This is a genomic window from Curtobacterium sp. MR_MD2014 (assembly GCF_000772085.1).
GTDB lineage: Bacteria > Actinomycetota > Actinomycetes > Actinomycetales > Microbacteriaceae > Curtobacterium.
Genome location: NZ_CP009755.1, coordinates 2,587,734 through 2,603,508, shown reverse-complemented (window position 1 = coordinate 2,603,508; position 15,775 = coordinate 2,587,734). Strand labels below are relative to the sequence as shown.

The window sequence follows — 15,775 nt, the reverse complement described above, 5'->3', positions numbered from 1 at the left end:
GACCGCCTTTCCGTCGTCCGCGCCTGGGCGCGGGTGGAGACGGACTGGAGGCGCGGTGCGGGGGTGCACCGCGCCTCCAGTCCTGTGGATGGTTGCGTCCTACTTGAGGTCGGCTTCGGTGTAGTACCCGCTGTCGACGAGGACCTCCTTGTAGTTGGCCTTCGTCACCACCGTGGGCTGGAACAGGTAGGTCGGGACGACCTTGACCTTGTTGTCGTAGCTCTTGGTGTCGTTGACCTCGGGGGTCTTGCCGGAGAGCAGGTCCTCGGCCATCGTCACGGACTGCTTCGCGAGCTTGCGGGTGTCCTTGTAGATGGTGGAGTACTGCTGACCCGCGATGATCGACTTGACCGAGGCGGCCTCGGCGTCCTGGCCGGTCACGATCGGCAGCGGACGGTCACCCGAGCCGTAGCCGGCGCCCTGCAGGGCCGAGATGATGCCGATCGACATGCCGTCGTAGGGCGAGAGCACGCCGTCGAGCTTCGTGCCGCCGGAGTACGTCGACGCGACGAGGTTCTGCATGCGGGCCTTGGCGGTCGCCGGGTCCCACTGCTGCGTGGCGGCCTGCGAGAGCTGGTCCTGGCCGGAGCCGATCTTCAGCGTGCCGTCCTCGAGGTACGGCTTGAGGGTGTCCATCGCGCCGTTGAAGAAGAACCCGGCGTTGTTGTCGTCGAGCGAGCCGGCGAAGACCTCGATGTTGAAGGGGCCCTTCTTGCCGGTCTTCTCGCCCTTGTCGTCCAGCACGCCGAGCCCCGTGAGGAGCGAGGTGGCCTGGTCGACGCCGACCTTGTAGTTGTCGAACGACACGTAGTAGTCGACGTTCTTGTTGCCGGTGAGCAGGCGGTCGTACGAGATGACCTTGATGCCGGCCTTGGCGGCGGCGTCGAGCTGGTCGGAGAGTGCACCACCGTCGATCGACGCGATGATCAGGACCTTCGCGCCCTTGGTGATCATGTTGCTGACCTGCTGGGCCTGCTGCTGGACCTTGTTGTCGCCGTACTCGAGGTCGACCTTGTAGCCGGCCTTCTCGAGGTCGCTCTTGACGGCGTTGCCGTCCTTGATCCACCGCTCGGAGACCTTGGTCGGCATCGCGACGCCGACGAGGGCGCCCTTGTTGCCGTCCGCGGTGTCGCCGCCGCCCTCGGTGGACGCACGGCCGCCGGCCGAGCATGCTGCCAGGGAGAACGCGATGCCGAGGGCCGCGACCCCCGCGATGATCCTGCGCTTCATCATCGAAGTACCTCTGTTCCTCTCGCGTCGTCCTCGACGCGCTCGGGTGCTGGGGCTGCTGTGCCCCGTGGGATGTGCTCGTGTGAGCGCTCACATACTGAGGGTTCCGTACCGGGGTGTCAACTCGTCGTGACCGTTCCGAGATGTTGTTGCGCCGAGCGGACCGGACGCTACGCTCGGCCACGTGACGACAACGACCGCGCTCGGGGGTCCCGGCGGCAGACGCCGGAAGGCCCCGACGATCTTCGACGTCGCCGAGCGCGCCGGGGTCTCCCACCAGACCGTCTCCCGCGTGATCAACGGCGATCCGACCGTCCGCGACGCCTACCGGTCGCAGGTCACCGACGCCGTCGCCGAGCTCGGCTACCGTCCGCGTGCCGCCGCCCGCGCCCTCGCCGGCGGACGCAGTCGCGCGCTCGGCATCATCACCGCGGGCGACGCGCTGTACGGACCGTCGAGCACCGCGGTGGGCTTCGAGCGGGCCGCGCGCTCGGCCGGGTACCACGTGCTGCTCTCGACGCTGCCGGACGACCCGCGCCCCGTGGACCTGTCCGGGGCGCTCACCACGCTGCTCGCGCAGGACGTCGCCGCGATCGTGCTGGTCGCTGCCGACAACCGCGTGCTCGACGCGCTCGCGTCGCTGACGATCCCGGTCACCGTGCCGGTCGTCGTCGCGAACGCCGTGCAGCGCGACGCCGTCCGGACCCCGGCGGCACGCAGTGTCGCCGCCGTCGCGATCGACCAGGCCGCGGGCACCACGCTCGTGATGGAGCACCTGTTCGCCCGAGGGCACCGCCGCGTCGTGCACATCGCCGGACCCGCGGTGTCCCAGGAGTCCGAGGTCCGCCGGGAGACCTACGGGCGGATCATGCGCGACGCCGGACTCGAACCGGTCGTGCTCGACGGCGACTGGACCCCGGCGAGCGGCTTCGCGGCGGCGCGGACGATCGACGTGCACGCGGTCGACGCGGTCTTCGCCGGCAACGACCAGATGGCGCTCGGGGTGCTGCACGCCTTCGCCGACGAGGGACTCCGCGTGCCGGACGACATCGCCGTGGTGGGGTTCGACGACATCCCCGAGGCCGCGCACTTCACCCCGCCGCTCACCACCGTGCGCCAGGACTTCATGGCGATGGGGCAGCGGGTGCTCGAGGCGGTCCGGGCCGTCGTCGAGGGGGAGCCCCTCGACGAGACGCTGCTGCTGCCCGAGCTCGTGGTGCGGCGCTCCGCCTGAGCGGCGGCGCCGGTCGTCCCGGTCGCACGACGTGCCGCCAGCGGTCGTCCCGGTCGCACGACGTGCCGTCCGTCGCGCGGACGGACGGCACGTCGTGCGACCTGGGCGGTGCCGCGCTCAGTGGGCGAGCGGCAGCCAGACGCGCATCGGTGCGGGGCCGCGGTTCGCCCAGGCGTAGTACGGCACGGCGGTCGCGGTGACGGCCTGGAGGCCGGTGGTCGCGTCGGCGGGACCGGCCGTGGTCGCGGAGCCGGCCGCGTCGGTGACGGGGGTCGCCCCGGCGGGACCGGCCGCGGTCGCGGAGCCGGCCGCTTCGGTCACGGGGGTGGCGTCGGCGGGGTGCGTCGCGCCTCCCGTCCGCTCCAGCCGTCGGTACGGCCACGCCGCCTGCTCGTGCCGCGCCGGAGCGTGCCCGGCGACGCGCAGCGTGACGACGCCGTCGAGCAGGTCGTCGCGGCGCTCCTCGGTTACCGGCGCGCTCGCGTCGACCGTCAGGTCGTCGACCGTGAAGCCCTGCTGGTCCGCCTGCTCGACGGCGTAGACGAGCGGCCCGCGCTCGATCGCCACCTGGCCCCGTGCCGCGTCGATGCGGGGATCCGCCACGTAGCGGTGCGGCGTCGTGTCGAAGGCGAGCTCGACGGTGTCACCGGCCGTCCACGCGCGCTCGACCACGTGCAGGGTGCCGGGCTCCGGGGTCGCGGTGCCGTCGGGGGTGGTCACGGTGGTGGTGTCCGACCACGCCGGGATGCGGAGTCCGAGCGCCAGGGGGCCGTCCTCGGTCACCGTGACGACCACGCGGCCGTCGTGCGGGTAGCCGGTCGCGACGCGGACGGGGCCGAGGTCGGCGTCCGCGTACTGGTGGACCTGCAGGCCGCCGTCGGTCGCCGTCGCCAGGTACCCGTCGAGGCTCGCGAACGTGCGCATGATGTTCGGCGGGCAGCAGGCGCAGTCGAACCAGCCGCGACGTCCGTGGGCGGGGGAGCGGTTCTCGTCCTGGTGCGCGCCGTCGCGGTGCTGCAGCGGGTTGACGTAGAAGTACTCGGTGCCGGCGAGGCTCACGCCGGGCAGGAACGCGTTGTAGAGCAGGCGCTCGATCGCATCGGCGTACACGGGCTTCCCCGTCGCGAGCAGCAGCCGCCACGCCCACTGGATGCCGCCGATGGCCGCGCACGTCTCGGCGTAGCCGCGGTCCGTCGGGAGCTCGTACGGGTCGCCGAACGCCTCCCAGTCCCAGCGGGCGCCGAGGCCGCCGGTGATGAACGCCTTCGTGGCCGTCATGTCCGCGAACTGGCGCTCGCTCGCCGTGAGGAGCTCGGTGTCGCCGGTCTCGATCGCGACGTCCACGGCACCGGCGGCCAGGTAGACGGCGCGGACGGCGTGGCCCTCGACGGTGGTGGCCTCGCGGACGGGGACCCGGTCGGAGAAGTACGTCGGCTCGCCGCCGGCGCGCTCGATGATGCCGCGCCCGCGGGCGTCGACGAACCAGTGCGCCAGGTCGAGGTAGGCGCGGGTGCCGGTCTCGCGGTACAGCTCGACGAGCCCCATCTCGACGACGGGGTGGCCGTCGACGTCCTGGGTGCGGTCGTCACCCGGGCCGAACGTCCGGACGAGGTGGTCGGCGTTCCGCACGGCCACCTCGAGCAGGCCGGTGTCACCCGTGGCGCGGTGCTGCGCGACCGCGGCCTGGTACAGGTGCCCGGCGCAGTACATCTCGTGGCTCCACTTCAGGTCGACGTACCGCTCGCCCCCGCCCCGGACCTGCTGCACCGAGTCGAGGTAGCCGTCCTCCGCCTGCGCCCTGGCGTAGAGCGCTGTCACCTCGCGCTGCAGCTCGAGCAGGTCGTCGGCCGGGGCCCGGCCGTACTCCCACGCAACGGCCTCGAGCCACTTCGTCACGTCGGAGTCCATGAAGATCGGCCCGACCGCCTCGCCCTGCTCGTCGCCCGCGGCGATGCGCAGGTTCCGGAAGTTCCCTGCGTCGCGGAGGCGCTCGTACCCGCTGCGGACGGCGTCGCGACCGTTGCGGTCCTGGCGCAGTGCCCAGAAGCCCCCGGTGATGCGCGCAGCGCCGGCGGGGAGCGGACGGGACACCAGGTGTGCACCCGCGGTCGGGAGGACCGGGGTCGCGGTCCGCGCCCCGCGTCCCGTCGCGGGGGTGGCCGTCGGGGTTCCGGTCGTGGTGGTCATGGCGCCTCCTTGCGTCTGACTGGCGGCCGTCCGTGCGGAAAGCGCTTTCCGGGACGACCGTACGACAGGTGGTGCGGCAGCACAAGAGCGCAGTCGCCTAGGATCGGCGCGGGCTCGGTCGGCCGGGCCCCTGCCGGAAAGGACGTTGCCGTGGCCACGGACCGCAGAGCCCGACTCGCTCGCATCAGCGACGTCGCAGCGCTCGCCGGGGTGTCCATCGGGACGGCGTCGAAGGCGCTGAACGACACCGGGCAGCTGCGCGACGAGACCCGGGCGCGGGTCAAGGACGCGGCGGAGAAGCTCGGGTTCGTCGGCGACGCACGTGCCCGTGCGCTGTCCTCCGGTCGGACGTGGACGGTCGGCATGGTGACGACCGACTCGTTCGGACGGTTCACGATGCCGGTGCTGCTCGGGGCCGAGGACGCCCTGTCCGCCGGCGAGGTGATGGTCCTGGTCGCCGACACCCGCGACGACCACGTGCGCGAGGCCCACTACCTCCGGTCGCTCGTCGCCCGCGGCGTCGACGGCATCATCGTCACCGGCCGCTCCGCCGATGCCCGGCCGCCGATCGAGGTGCCGGTCCCGGTGCCCGTCGTCTACGCGCTGACCCCGTCCACCGACCCCACGGACGTCTCGATCACGCTCGACGACCCCGCCGGCGCTGCTGCTGCAGCGGCGCACCTGGTCGGACTCGGGCGGCATCGGGTCGCCGTCGTCACGGGCCCGCAGGACGCACGGTCGGCGGTCGACCGGGCGCGCGGGGCTGCCCCGGTGCTCGGCGACCGGATGGTGGGCGCTCCGATGCACGGGGAGTGGTCCGAGCGCTGGGGGCGGCAGGCCGTCGACCTGCTCGACCGGGAGCCGTCCGCGGTGGATGCGGTGCTGTGCGGGAACGACCAGATCGCCCGTGGCGTGTGCGACCGACTGCGGGAGACCGGGCGGTCGGTGCCGGGGGACGTCGCCGTGACCGGGTACGACGACTGGGACGTGGTGGCGCTCGCGTCGCGGCCCCCGCTGACCACCGTCGACATGCGGCTCGACGAGCTCGGTCGCATCGCGGGCCGGGCGCTGCTCGAGCTCGTGGCCGGAGGGAGTCCGGTCTCGACGGCCGTCACCCCGTCGCTCGTCGTCCGCGAGAGCACCCTCGGCGCGTAGTCCGGCGGCAGGCGCGCGCGGTCGCCGGGCGGCGGGCGGGGGTGCCCGGCTGCGCGAGCGGGCACGACCTGCCGCGGGGTTGCCGCCGAGCGGGCACGACCTGCCGCGGGGTTGCCGCCGAGCGGGCGAGATGTGTCGGCGAGGGGGGCCAAGGGTGACAGATCGTGCCCGCTCGGTGGGGCTCGGCACGGCTCGGTGGGGCTCGGTACGGCTCGGTGGAGAGAGCAGCCTCGCTGCGCGAGCGGGCACGACCTGCCGCGGGGGTGCCGCCGAGCGGGCGAGTTGTGTCGGCGCGGGATGCCGAGCGTGACAGATCGTGCCCGTTCGGTGGGGCTCGGTGGGGCTCGGCACGGCTCGGTGGGGCTCGGTACGGCTCGGTGGAGAGAGCAGCCTGGCTGCGCGAGCGGGTACGACCTGCCGCGGGCGTTCCGCCGAGTGGGTGGGATGTGTCGGCGAGGGATGTCGAGCGTGACGGATCGTGCCCGCTCGGCGCTGGGAGCAGCGGGGGGAGCGGGCGGGAGCGGGCGGGAGCCCGGCGCGCGCGAGCAGGGCGGCGCGCCGACGCGTTGCAGGCGTGAGCGCTCACGTGCCAGGATGTGAGCGCTCACGCAGGACGACGAGGTCTCGGGAGGACACATGAGCGACGACCGCCGGCAGCAGGTCGAGGACGGCCGCACGACACTCGGCATCGAGCTCGGCTCCACCCGGATCAAGGCCGTGCTCGTCGACGAGCAGCTCCGACCGATCGCGAGCGGCTCCCACGAGTGGGAGAACGAGTACGTCGACGGGCGGTGGACCTACCCGCTGGTCGCCGTCGAGACCGGTGTCCGCGCGGCCTACGCCGACCTGGTCGCCGACGTCGAGCGGCAGTTCGGCGTCCGCCCGACGGCCTTCCGCGCGGCGGGCGTCTCGGCGATGATGCACGGCTACCTGGCGTTCGACGAGGACGGCGAGCTCCTCGTCCCGTTCCGCACCTGGCGCAACACCTCGACCGGCCCGGCCGCCGAGCAGCTGAGCGCCGCGCTCGACTTCAACGTCCCGCAGCGCTGGTCGGTCGCGCACCTGTACCAGGCCGTGCTCGACGACGAGTCGCACGTCGCCCAGCTGGCCGGCGTCACGACGCTCGCCGGGTACGTGCACCGCATGCTCACGGGCCGCGACGTCCTCGGCGTCGGCGACGCGAGCGGCATGTTCCCGATCGAGTCCGGCCCGGTCGAGAGCGCCCCGGGGGAGCCCGGTCGCCGCGACTACGACGCGTCGATGCTCGCCGCCACGCAGGACCTGCTCGGCGACCGCGTCCCGGACCTCCGCGCCCTGCTCCCCGAGGTGCTCGTCGCGGGTGAGGACGCGGGTGCGCTCACCCGCGAGGGAGCCACGTGGCTCGACCCCACCGGCACGCTGCAGCCCGGCGTCTCGTTCTGCCCGCCCGAGGGCGACGCCGGCACGGGCATGGTGGCCACGAACGCCGTCGCCCCGCGCACCGGCAACGTCAGCGTCGGCACGAGCATCTTCGCGATGGTCGTGCTCGAGCGGGCGCTCCGGACCCCGCACGAGGAGCTCGACGTCGTCACGACCCCGGCCGGTGACGCGGTCGCGATGGTGCACTGCAACAACGGTGCGAGCGAGATCGCCGCCTGGGCCCGTGTCTTCGGCCGGTTCGCCGAGGCCACGAGCGAACGGACCGGCAGCGCGTCGGTCCCCGTCGACGACGTCTACGCCACCCTGCTGGCCGAGGCCGCCGACGCGGACCCGGACGCCGGCGGGCTGCTCTCCTTCAACTACCTGGCCGGCGAGCCGGTCACGCACGTCGAGGACGGCCGACCGCTGCTGCTGCGCACCCCCGGTGCCCGCTTCACGCTCGGCAACCTCGTCCGCTCCGAGGTGCACGGTGCCTTCGCGACCCTCGCGATCGGCATGGACGTCCTGCACGGCGAGGAGGTCGCCGTCGACCGGATGACCGCGCACGGCGGCCTCTTCCGCACGCCGGGTGCCCCGCAGCGCCTGCTCGCCGCAGCGCTCCGCGTGCCGGTCGCCCTCGAGGAGACCGCGGGCGAGGGTGGCGCCTGGGGCATCGCGGTGCTCGCGGCGTACCTGGAGCACACCGACCGCCCGCTGGAGGACTTCCTCGCCGACACGGTGTTCCGCGGCGACGCGGTCCACGTCGCCGAGCCCGAGGACCGCGACGTCGCGGGCTTCCAGGACTACCTGGCCCGCTACCGCACGGCCCTCCCCGTGCAGGACGTCGCCGCCGCGGCGACCCGCACCAGCGTGGCGAGCGACCAGGCCGGACCGACGGACCAGGCCGCACCGACGGACCAGGCCGCACCGACGGGGCAGCCCGCACCGACCGACCAGGGCGAGCCGACCGACGTGGTCGAGGCGCGCCTCCAGACCGAGAAGGAGTCAGCCGCATGACCGGACCGATCACGGACGAGACGAGGGCGGCCGTCGCCGCGGCGCGGGAGCGCGTCGCGTCCCTGCACGGCGAGCTCGTCCGCTACGGCCTCGTCATCTGGACGGGCGGCAACGTCTCCGAGCGCGTGCCGGGCACCGACCTGTTCGTCATCAAGCCGAGCGGGGTCTCCAGCGACGACCTCACCCCGGAGAACCAGGTGGTCTGCACCCTCGACGGGCTGCCCGCCGACGGGTGGGGCAACGCGCACGGCCCGTCGTCCGACACCGCCGCGCACGCCTTCGTCTACCGGAACATGCCCGAGGTGGGCGGCGTCGTGCACACCCACTCGACGTACGCCACGGCATGGGCCGCCCGCGCCGAGGAGATCCCCTGTGTGATCACCGCGATGGCGGACGAGTTCGGCGGTCCGATCCCGGTCGGCCCGTTCGCGATCATCGGCGACGACTCCATCGGCCGCGGCATCGTCGACACCCTCGCCGGTCACCGGAGCCGCGCCGTGCTCATGCAGAACCACGGCGTCTTCACGATCGGCAAGGACGCGAAGGACGCCGTGAAGGCGGCGGTGATGTGCGAGGACGTCGCGCGCACCGTGCACATCGCGAAGCAGGGCGGGGAGCTCGTGCCGATCGCCCCCGACGACATCGATCGACTCTTCGATCGCTACCAGAACGTCTACGGACAGAACCCCGAAGGAGCCATGCGATGACGCAGGTGAACCCCCAGGCCACCCTCGACAGCTACGAGGTCTGGTTCCTCACCGGGTCGCAGGGCCTGTACGGCGAGGAGACCCTGCGCCAGGTCGAGGAGCAGAGCAAGGCCGTGCACGCGGAGCTCGCGGGTGCACTGCCCGTGAAGCTCGTGTGGAAGCCGGTGCTCAAGGACGCCGACGGCATCCGTCGCGCGCTCATCGAGGCGAGCGCCGACGACAAGGTCATCGGTGTGACGACGTGGATGCACACGTTCAGCCCGGCCAAGATGTGGATCGGTGGCCTGCAGGCGCTCACGAAGCCGCTGCTGCACCTGCACACCCAGGCGAACGTCGCGCTGCCGTGGGGCGACATCGACTTCGACTTCATGAACCTCAACCAGGCCGCGCACGGCGACCGCGAGTTCGGCTACGCGCTGGCCCGCCTCGGCGTCCGGCACGCGACCGCCGTCGGGCACGTGTCCGACCCGCGCGTGGTCTCGCGGGTGGAGAACTGGACGCGCGCCGCGGCCGGTGCGGCGGCCGTCCGCGAGCTGAAGCTGACGCGCTTCGGCGACAACATGCGCTACGTCGCCGTCACCGAGGGCGACAAGACCGAGGCGGAGATCGAGCTCGGCGTGCAGGTGAACACCTGGGCCGTGAACGAGCTGGCCGCAGCGGTGGCCGAGGCCGAGGCGGACACGGCAGCGATCGACGAGCTCGTCGCCGTCTACGAGCGCGACTACGACGTCGACGCGTCGCTGCGGCGCGACGGCGGTGACCGTCACCAGGCGCTCCGCGACGGCGCCGCGATCGAGCTCGGCCTCCGTGCACTCCTGGAGCAGAACGGCTCCGCTGCGTTCACGACGAACTTCGAGGACCTCGGCACGCTCAAGCAGCTGCCCGGCCTCGCGGTGCAGCGGCTCATGGCCGACGGCTACGGCTTCGGCGCCGAGGGCGACTGGAAGACCGCCGTCCTCGTCCGCGCGATGAACGTCGCCGGTGCGGGCCTGCCCGGCGGTGCCTCCCTCATGGAGGACTACACGTACGACCTCACCCCGGGTGCCGAGAAGATCCTCGGCGCGCACATGCTCGAGGTCTCGCCGACGCTCACCACCGCGACGCCGACGCTCGAGATCCACCCGCTCGGCATCGGTGGCAAGGACGACCCGGTGCGCCTGGTCTTCACCGCGGACGCGGGCGAAGCCGTCGTGGTCGCCCTGTCCGACACGCGCGACGGCTTCCGCCTCACCGCGAACGTCGTCGACGTCGTCCCGCCGACCGAGTCGCTGCCGAACCTGCCGGTCGGCCGTGCCGTCTGGGAGCCGCGTCCGTCGTTCCCGGTCGCCGCGGAGGCCTGGCTCACCGCCGGCGCCGCGCACCACACCGTCATGACGACGGCCGTCGGCCTGCAGGTCGTCGAGGACCTCGCGACCATGGTCGGCACCGAGTTCCTGGTCATCGACGAGCACACCACGGCTCGCGGGTTCCGCGACGAGCTCCGCCTGCAGCAGGCGTGGCACCGTCTCGACCGCGGGTTCTAGGACCGTGACCGTGGCCACGACGACGCGCACCAACTGGGCGGGGAACGTCACCTACCGCGCCTCCGCGCTCGAGCGCCCCACCTCGGTGGCGGCGCTCCGGCAGCTCGTCGCGGCCACGCCGCGCCTGACGGCGCTCGGCTCGACGCACTCGTTCAACGAGATCGCCGACACCGACGCCGTCCAGGTCACGCTCGCCGGCCTCCCGCCGGTGCTCGAGGTCGACGCCGACCGGCGCGTGGTGCGGGTCGCCGCCGGCATGACGCACGCACAGGTGGCGGCCGGCCTGGAGGCTCGTGGCTGGGCCCTCGCGAACCTCGCCTCCCTGCCGCACATCTCGGTCGCCGGCGCGGTCGCCACCGGCACGCACGGCTCCGGCGTCCGCAACCCGTCGCTCGCGCAGGCGGTGGTCGGGCTCGAGGTCGTCCGGGCCTCCGGCGACGTCGTCCGGGTCGACGCGTCGTCGCCGGACGGCGCCCTCGACGCGCACCGGGTGGCACTCGGTGCGCTCGGCGTCGTCACCGCGGTCGAGCTCGCGATCGAGCCGACGTTCCAGGTGGCCACGACCGTGCACCTCGACCTGCCGTGGGACGCCGTCCTCGAGCACTTCGACCGGGTGGTGTCGGACGCGTACTCGGTGTCCTTGTTCACCTCGTTCGACGACCGCGGTGCCCGACAGGTCTGGACGAAGCACCGCGTCGACGAACCTGCACCGTCGGTCGACCTCGTCGCGCTCGGTGCCCGTCGGGCGGGCGGGCCCGTGCACCCGGGGGAGAACGACGCCGCGAGCGTCACCGAGCAGGGCGGGGTCCCCGGGCCGTGGGCCGAGCGGTTGCCGCACTTCCGATCGACCTTCGAGCCGTCCACCGGTGCCGAGATCCAGGCGGAGTACCTGGTCCCCGCAGAGCACGCCGTCGCCGCGCTCGATGCGCTGCGCCCGCTCGAGCCGCTCTTCGCGCCGCTGCTCATCGCGGCCGAGGTCCGGACGATCGCCGCCGACACGGCATGGCTGGCGCCCTCGTCGGGACGGCAGTCGGTCGGGCTGCACTTCACCTTCCGACGGGACGCCGAGGCCGTGGCTGCCGCGGTCGAGCGGATCGAGGAGGTCCTCGCGCCCTTCGATCCCCGCCCGCACTGGGGGAAGGTCTCCGCCGCGAGCGTCGAACGCCTGCGCGAGGCGTACCCGCGCCTCGACGACTTCGCGGCGCTCGCGCGGGACCTCGACCCGACCGGGCGGTTCCGCAACGCGTTCCTGGCGCGCCTGCTGTCCTGACGCGCCTGCCGTCCTGACGCGCCTGCCGTCCTGACCGACGGGGTGCCCCTCGCCGCTGGTGGCGGCGAGGGGCACCCGCATCCTCAGCCCTTGCGGAGCAGGTCGACCAGCAGTCTGGTGGTGTTCACGAGCAAGCTCGCGATCCCCAGCCAGAGCGCGTGACGCCTGTTCCGGCCGTCGTCGTCTCGCGACATCGAGGACCTCCTGGTGTCGTCGCCGGCGGACACGAAGAGCTTCGAGCCAGGGATGCGAAGCCGAGCGGGCTCGGCTACCATCGGTCCGAGCGCTGAGCTCGGGGATGGGTTTGCATCCCTGGCTTTCCACTCGGAAGGCGAACTGAGGCCCGGATCTGTTCCTGCAGATCCGGGCCTCGCACGTCCACCTGGCCGCGCTCCGGCGGGTGCACGGCCGAGGACACCCTCCCGAACCGTCCGGTGATGTACCACCGGATCGGGGTCGCTCGCACCGCGCGCCGCAGTCTGCGCGCCGACCGCTCCGTCGCTCCCAGCGCTCTCGGACCTGATCGGCGGGTGGCGCACTGCTCGGTCGCTGAGTGCTCACATGTGTGATCACAAAGGTTGGGGCATGGCGAACCTCAACCGGATCCTCGGCATGGCCTCGAAGGTCATCGACAAGCAGATGCAGAAGCAGCGCGCGCAGGGGAACGCCGCAGCCGGCCACCAGCAGAACCCGCACGGCACCGGGGGCGGGACCGACTGGCGTGACATCGTCCGGACTGCTGCGGACAAGCTGACAGGCGACGACCGGTCGCGACAGCAGCAGCCGGGACAGCAGCAGCCGGGACAGCAGCAGTACGGGCAGCCGCAGCAGCAGTACGGTCGGACCGAGCAGCACCCGGAGCAGCCGCAGGCGCACGGCGGGCACGCCGACGCCGACAAGATCGCCCTGGCGAAGTACGACTACCTGCTGCGGACGGCGAGCCCGGACCAGATCGAGCAGGTGCACCACGACGCCTTCGCGCGGCTCACCCCGGCGCAGCGGCAGCAGGTTCGGGACCGGCTGAACTCGGAGCTCCCGCCGCACGAGCACCTGCGGGACGACTCGTCCGGCGGCATGGCACGGGCGATGACCCGCGGCGAGATGTCCCGACCCGGGCTCATCCGCCGCGTGCTCGGCGGCTCCGGGCGACCGGGCAGCGGCAGGGGTGGTGCCTTCGCCGGCGGTGCTGCCGTCGGTGCCGGTGCGGTGGCGCTCGGTGGTCTCGCGGTGGCGGTCGCCGGAGGAGCGGTGGTGAGCGCAGCGGCGGCACCCGTGCTGGCCGGCGCGGCCGACCTCGGTGTCGACTTCGAGGGCATCGCCTCGGGCATGGGTGACCTCGGTCTCGCGGACCTGGGCGGCGGCGTCGAGGGCTTCGCGGCCGAGGGCGAGCAGTTCCTGGGCGGACTGGGCGAGCAGGCGTCCGGCCTCGGCGAGCAGGCATCCGGCCTGGGCGAGCAGGCGTCGAACCTCGGCAACGACTTCTTCGGTGGGCTGTTCGATCGCTGACACGCCCGCCGGCGACGCGCTCACTCCCGTCGGACGAGCGCGTCGCCGACGGTGCTGCGGTAGTAGAGCACCGCGCGGCCGTACCGCGTCCGGTTGAGCAGCCCGCCCCGTTCCATCACCCGCAGGTGCTGGTTGACGGCCGAGGTGGAGACGCCGAACCGCATCGCGAGGTCGGTCGACGACGCAGGCTCGCCGAGCGCGTCGAGGAGCGCGGCCCGCGTGCCCCCGAGCAGGTCGCGGACGGCGCCGGCGTCGGGGTGCGACGCGGTCGACCACATCGCGCCCTGCCCCCGCGCCGGGTACATGACGGTCGGGGGCATGTCGTCGTCGATCGGCGTCGACGCGCGGACGACGAACACCGACGGGACGAGCGTCAGTCCCTCGCCCTGCACCGGGCGGTCGCGCGCGATCGGGCTGCTCAACCGGACGTCGACGTGTCGGCCGTCGAAGCGCACCGACTCGGACAGCCCACCGAGCACCGCACCGACGCCCTCGTGCGCGGCGATCCGGCCGCGGTGCGTCACGTCGGCCTGCAGCACGCGGCGCATCCGCGGCCAGTACGGTGCGAAGCAGAGCTCCCACGTCGTGGCGAGCGCCCGGACGAGCCGGTCGACGACGTCCTCGTGACGCCCGACGAACACGTCCGGCACGGTGGCGTGCACCCGCTCGAGGTCGGTCCGGAGCCGGGAGGGGGAGATCCGGCCGAGGGCACGGAGCTCGTCGTCGAACGACCCCAGCGGGGACTCCGGACGGGGGTTGACGAAGTCCGCGACCCACCGGCGCTCGTCGACCAGGCCGGCGAGGACGGGGCGGTCGAGGACGGGCAGCACGCCGGCGATGCGCTCGAGCCACGGCCGCTGCAAGGGGTACCGCTCCGGTGCTCGGAAGGCGCGCAGCCCGAGGCCGAGCTCCGACAGCGGCGAGATGCCGAACCGCACCGCCGAGACGTCGGAGGGCTCGAGTCGGTAGCGGATCATGAAGCCTGACGCTACATCTGTTCAGGTCGGCACCGCGCTGCTGCGAGAACAGGACCGTGAGCACCACGGCGCAACCGGTCCCGATCCGCACCCTGGTCCGACAGGACCCGACGCTCCGACGCCTGCTCACGGTCACGTTGGTGGACACCCTCGGGCGCGGTGCCTTCTTCACGCTCACCTCGCTGTACCTCATCACGATCGTCGGGCTCCCGGCCGTCGCGGTCGGTCTCGGCCTCACGGTCGCCGGCGCGGTCGGCGTCGCCGCGTCGCTCGTGTTCGGGCACCTCGCGGACCGGTTCAGCGCGCGACGGATGCTCGTGTGGCTGCACCTGGTGCAGGGGCTCGCGCTCATCAGCTACGTGCTCGTCCACGACCTGCCGACGCTCGTCGCGACGGCGTCCGTCGTGACCCTCGCGCAGCAGGGCGGCAGCGCCGTCCGGAGCGCTGCGGTCGGCCGGGCGTTCCCGGGCACCGAGCGGGTCCGCGTCCGGGCGACCATGCGCACGGTCACGAACGTCGGCATCGGCGTGGGCACCGCGCTCGCCGCGGTCCCGCTCGCGATCGGCACCGGCGAGGCCTACCGCGTGACGATGGCGCTCTCCGGCGCGCTGTTCCTGGCGTCGGCGGTCCTCGTCGCGGGTCTGTCGGCGGCGCGCGTCGACGCGGCTCCCGCGGACCGCACGGACACCGGCACGATCGTGCGCCGGGAACCCGCCGGCCGGAGCCCTTACCGCGACGTGCGCTTCCTCGCCGTCACCGCCCTGACGGGACTGTTCGGCATGCAGTTCGGCCTGTTCGAGGTCGGGGTGCCGATCTGGATCGTGCAGCACACCGTCGCCCCGGACGTGCTCGTCTCGCCGCTGCTGCTCGTGAACACCGTGATCGTCGTCCTGCTGCAGGTCCGGCTGAGCCGCGGGACGGACACCGTCGCGGGAGCGGCCCGGGTGATGCGGCACGCGGGGTGGGTCATGGCGGTGGCGTGCGGCCTGTGGGCCGCCGCCGGGTGGGTCCGCGGGGACGACTGGGTGCCGGCTGCGACTGCGACCGCCGTGCTCGTCCTCGCGGCCGTCGCGCACTCGCTCGCGGAGATCACGTCGAGTGCGGCGGGGTGGGCGCTGAGCTTCGAGCTCGCACCGGCGGACCGGATCGGTGCGTACCAGGGCGTGTACGGCGCCGGGTACGCGGTCGCTGCGATGATCGCGCCCACCGTGGTGACCCTCACCGCCGTCGACCTCGGGACCGCCGGCTGGGCGATCCTCGCCGTCGTGTTCCTCGGTTCGGCGCTCGGGGTCGGAGCGATCGCCGGACGCGCCGCGAGGACGACGGCCACGGCCTGACGGGGCCGCGCCGCGCCTCCCGACCGGTGTCCGTCGTCGCCGTCCGTCGCGCGTGACCGGACGCCCTGTGCGCCGCGGGAATACGCTCGAGCCGCAGGCGTTGTGCTGTTGCGTCGTGCAATGTTGCGTTGCATGTCGTCCGGACCACGCGAGCGTTCGGGTCCGCGCACCGACCGGTGCCACCATGGACCGCCCGGCCACCCGAACCGGGACGGACACCCCGTCCACCACGAC

General features: G+C 73.2%; 11 protein-coding genes. 8 read left to right on the top strand and 3 right to left on the bottom strand.

Translation table 11 applies throughout. The features are described from left to right. Positions 1-99: 99 nt before the first annotated feature. Positions 100-1,233 carry a multiple monosaccharide ABC transporter substrate-binding protein gene (gene chvE / locus NI26_RS12005; RefSeq protein ID WP_066655659.1) on the bottom strand — a complete coding sequence of 378 codons (1,134 nt, stop codon included), beginning with the start codon at positions 1,231-1,233 and terminating at the stop codon, positions 100-102. A gap of 181 nt (positions 1,234-1,414) precedes the next feature. Between chvE and NI26_RS12000 the strand changes: the two genes are divergently transcribed. After that, positions 1,415-2,464, top strand: a complete 1,050-nt coding sequence (locus tag NI26_RS12000; RefSeq protein ID WP_066655657.1) for a LacI family DNA-binding transcriptional regulator — start codon at positions 1,415-1,417, stop codon at positions 2,462-2,464. Between the two features lie 117 nt (positions 2,465-2,581). On the opposite strand, the gene NI26_RS11995 is transcribed toward NI26_RS12000, so the two are convergent. After that, positions 2,582-4,651 carry a glycoside hydrolase family 127 protein gene (locus tag NI26_RS11995; protein WP_066655652.1) on the bottom strand — a complete coding sequence of 690 codons (2,070 nt, stop codon included), beginning with the start codon at positions 4,649-4,651 and terminating at the stop codon, positions 2,582-2,584. A gap of 150 nt (positions 4,652-4,801) precedes the next feature. Between NI26_RS11995 and NI26_RS11990 the strand changes: the two genes are divergently transcribed. From NI26_RS11990 to NI26_RS11960, 6 genes are all read left to right on the top strand, one after another. Next, complete coding sequence (locus NI26_RS11990) at positions 4,802-5,806, top strand: LacI family DNA-binding transcriptional regulator (protein WP_066655648.1); 1,005 nt, start codon at positions 4,802-4,804, stop codon at positions 5,804-5,806. 636 nt (positions 5,807-6,442) lie between these two features. Next, on the top strand, positions 6,443-8,221 hold the full coding sequence (locus tag NI26_RS11985) for a xylulokinase (protein ID WP_081985006.1): 1,779 nt from the start codon (positions 6,443-6,445) through the stop codon (positions 8,219-8,221). Continuing rightward, positions 8,218-8,928: an L-ribulose-5-phosphate 4-epimerase gene (locus NI26_RS11980; RefSeq protein WP_066655643.1), complete on the top strand. Its 711-nt coding sequence runs from the start codon at positions 8,218-8,220 to the stop codon at positions 8,926-8,928. The genes NI26_RS11985 and NI26_RS11980 overlap by 4 nt, the downstream gene beginning before the upstream one ends. Next, entirely contained in the window at positions 8,925-10,451 is a 1,527-nt protein-coding gene (araA, locus tag NI26_RS11975; RefSeq protein ID WP_066655640.1) for an L-arabinose isomerase, read from the top strand. The genes NI26_RS11980 and araA overlap by 4 nt, the downstream gene beginning before the upstream one ends. Before the next feature lie 10 nt (positions 10,452-10,461). Continuing rightward, the gene (locus tag NI26_RS11970; protein ID WP_066658544.1) at positions 10,462-11,721 is read left to right on the top strand and encodes a D-arabinono-1,4-lactone oxidase; all 1,260 of its coding nucleotides are present in this window, start codon (positions 10,462-10,464) and stop codon (positions 11,719-11,721) included. A gap of 585 nt (positions 11,722-12,306) precedes the next feature. Next, the gene (locus NI26_RS11960; protein ID WP_066655636.1) at positions 12,307-13,227 is read left to right on the top strand and encodes a hypothetical protein; all 921 of its coding nucleotides are present in this window, start codon (positions 12,307-12,309) and stop codon (positions 13,225-13,227) included. Positions 13,228-13,247: 20 nt separating this feature from the next. Here NI26_RS11960 and NI26_RS11955 read toward each other — a convergent pair whose 3' ends face one another. Continuing rightward, entirely contained in the window at positions 13,248-14,204 is a 957-nt protein-coding gene (locus NI26_RS11955; protein ID WP_066655635.1) for an ArsR/SmtB family transcription factor, read from the bottom strand. 56 nt (positions 14,205-14,260) lie between these two features. Between NI26_RS11955 and NI26_RS11950 the strand changes: the two genes are divergently transcribed. Continuing rightward, positions 14,261-15,541, top strand: a complete 1,281-nt coding sequence (locus tag NI26_RS11950; RefSeq protein ID WP_066655633.1) for an MFS transporter — start codon at positions 14,261-14,263, stop codon at positions 15,539-15,541. The last annotated feature ends 234 nt before the right edge of the window (positions 15,542-15,775 follow it).

What these genes read in the sequence shown, in the direction of transcription:
- NI26_RS11955 (WP_066655635.1), bottom strand. Translation starts at nt 14,204, where the DNA reads ATGATCCGCTACCGACTCGAGCCCTCCGACGTCTCGGCGGTGCGGTTC.
- NI26_RS11995 (WP_066655652.1), bottom strand. Translation starts at nt 4,651, where the DNA reads ATGACCACCACGACCGGAACCCCGACGGCCACCCCCGCGACGGGACGC.
- araA (WP_066655640.1), top strand. Translation starts at nt 8,925, where the DNA reads ATGACGCAGGTGAACCCCCAGGCCACCCTCGACAGCTACGAGGTCTGG.
- chvE (WP_066655659.1), bottom strand. Translation starts at nt 1,233, where the DNA reads ATGATGAAGCGCAGGATCATCGCGGGGGTCGCGGCCCTCGGCATCGCG.
- NI26_RS11960 (WP_066655636.1), top strand. Translation starts at nt 12,307, where the DNA reads ATGGCGAACCTCAACCGGATCCTCGGCATGGCCTCGAAGGTCATCGAC.
- NI26_RS11985 (WP_081985006.1), top strand. Translation starts at nt 6,443, where the DNA reads ATGAGCGACGACCGCCGGCAGCAGGTCGAGGACGGCCGCACGACACTC.
- NI26_RS11980 (WP_066655643.1), top strand. Translation starts at nt 8,218, where the DNA reads ATGACCGGACCGATCACGGACGAGACGAGGGCGGCCGTCGCCGCGGCG.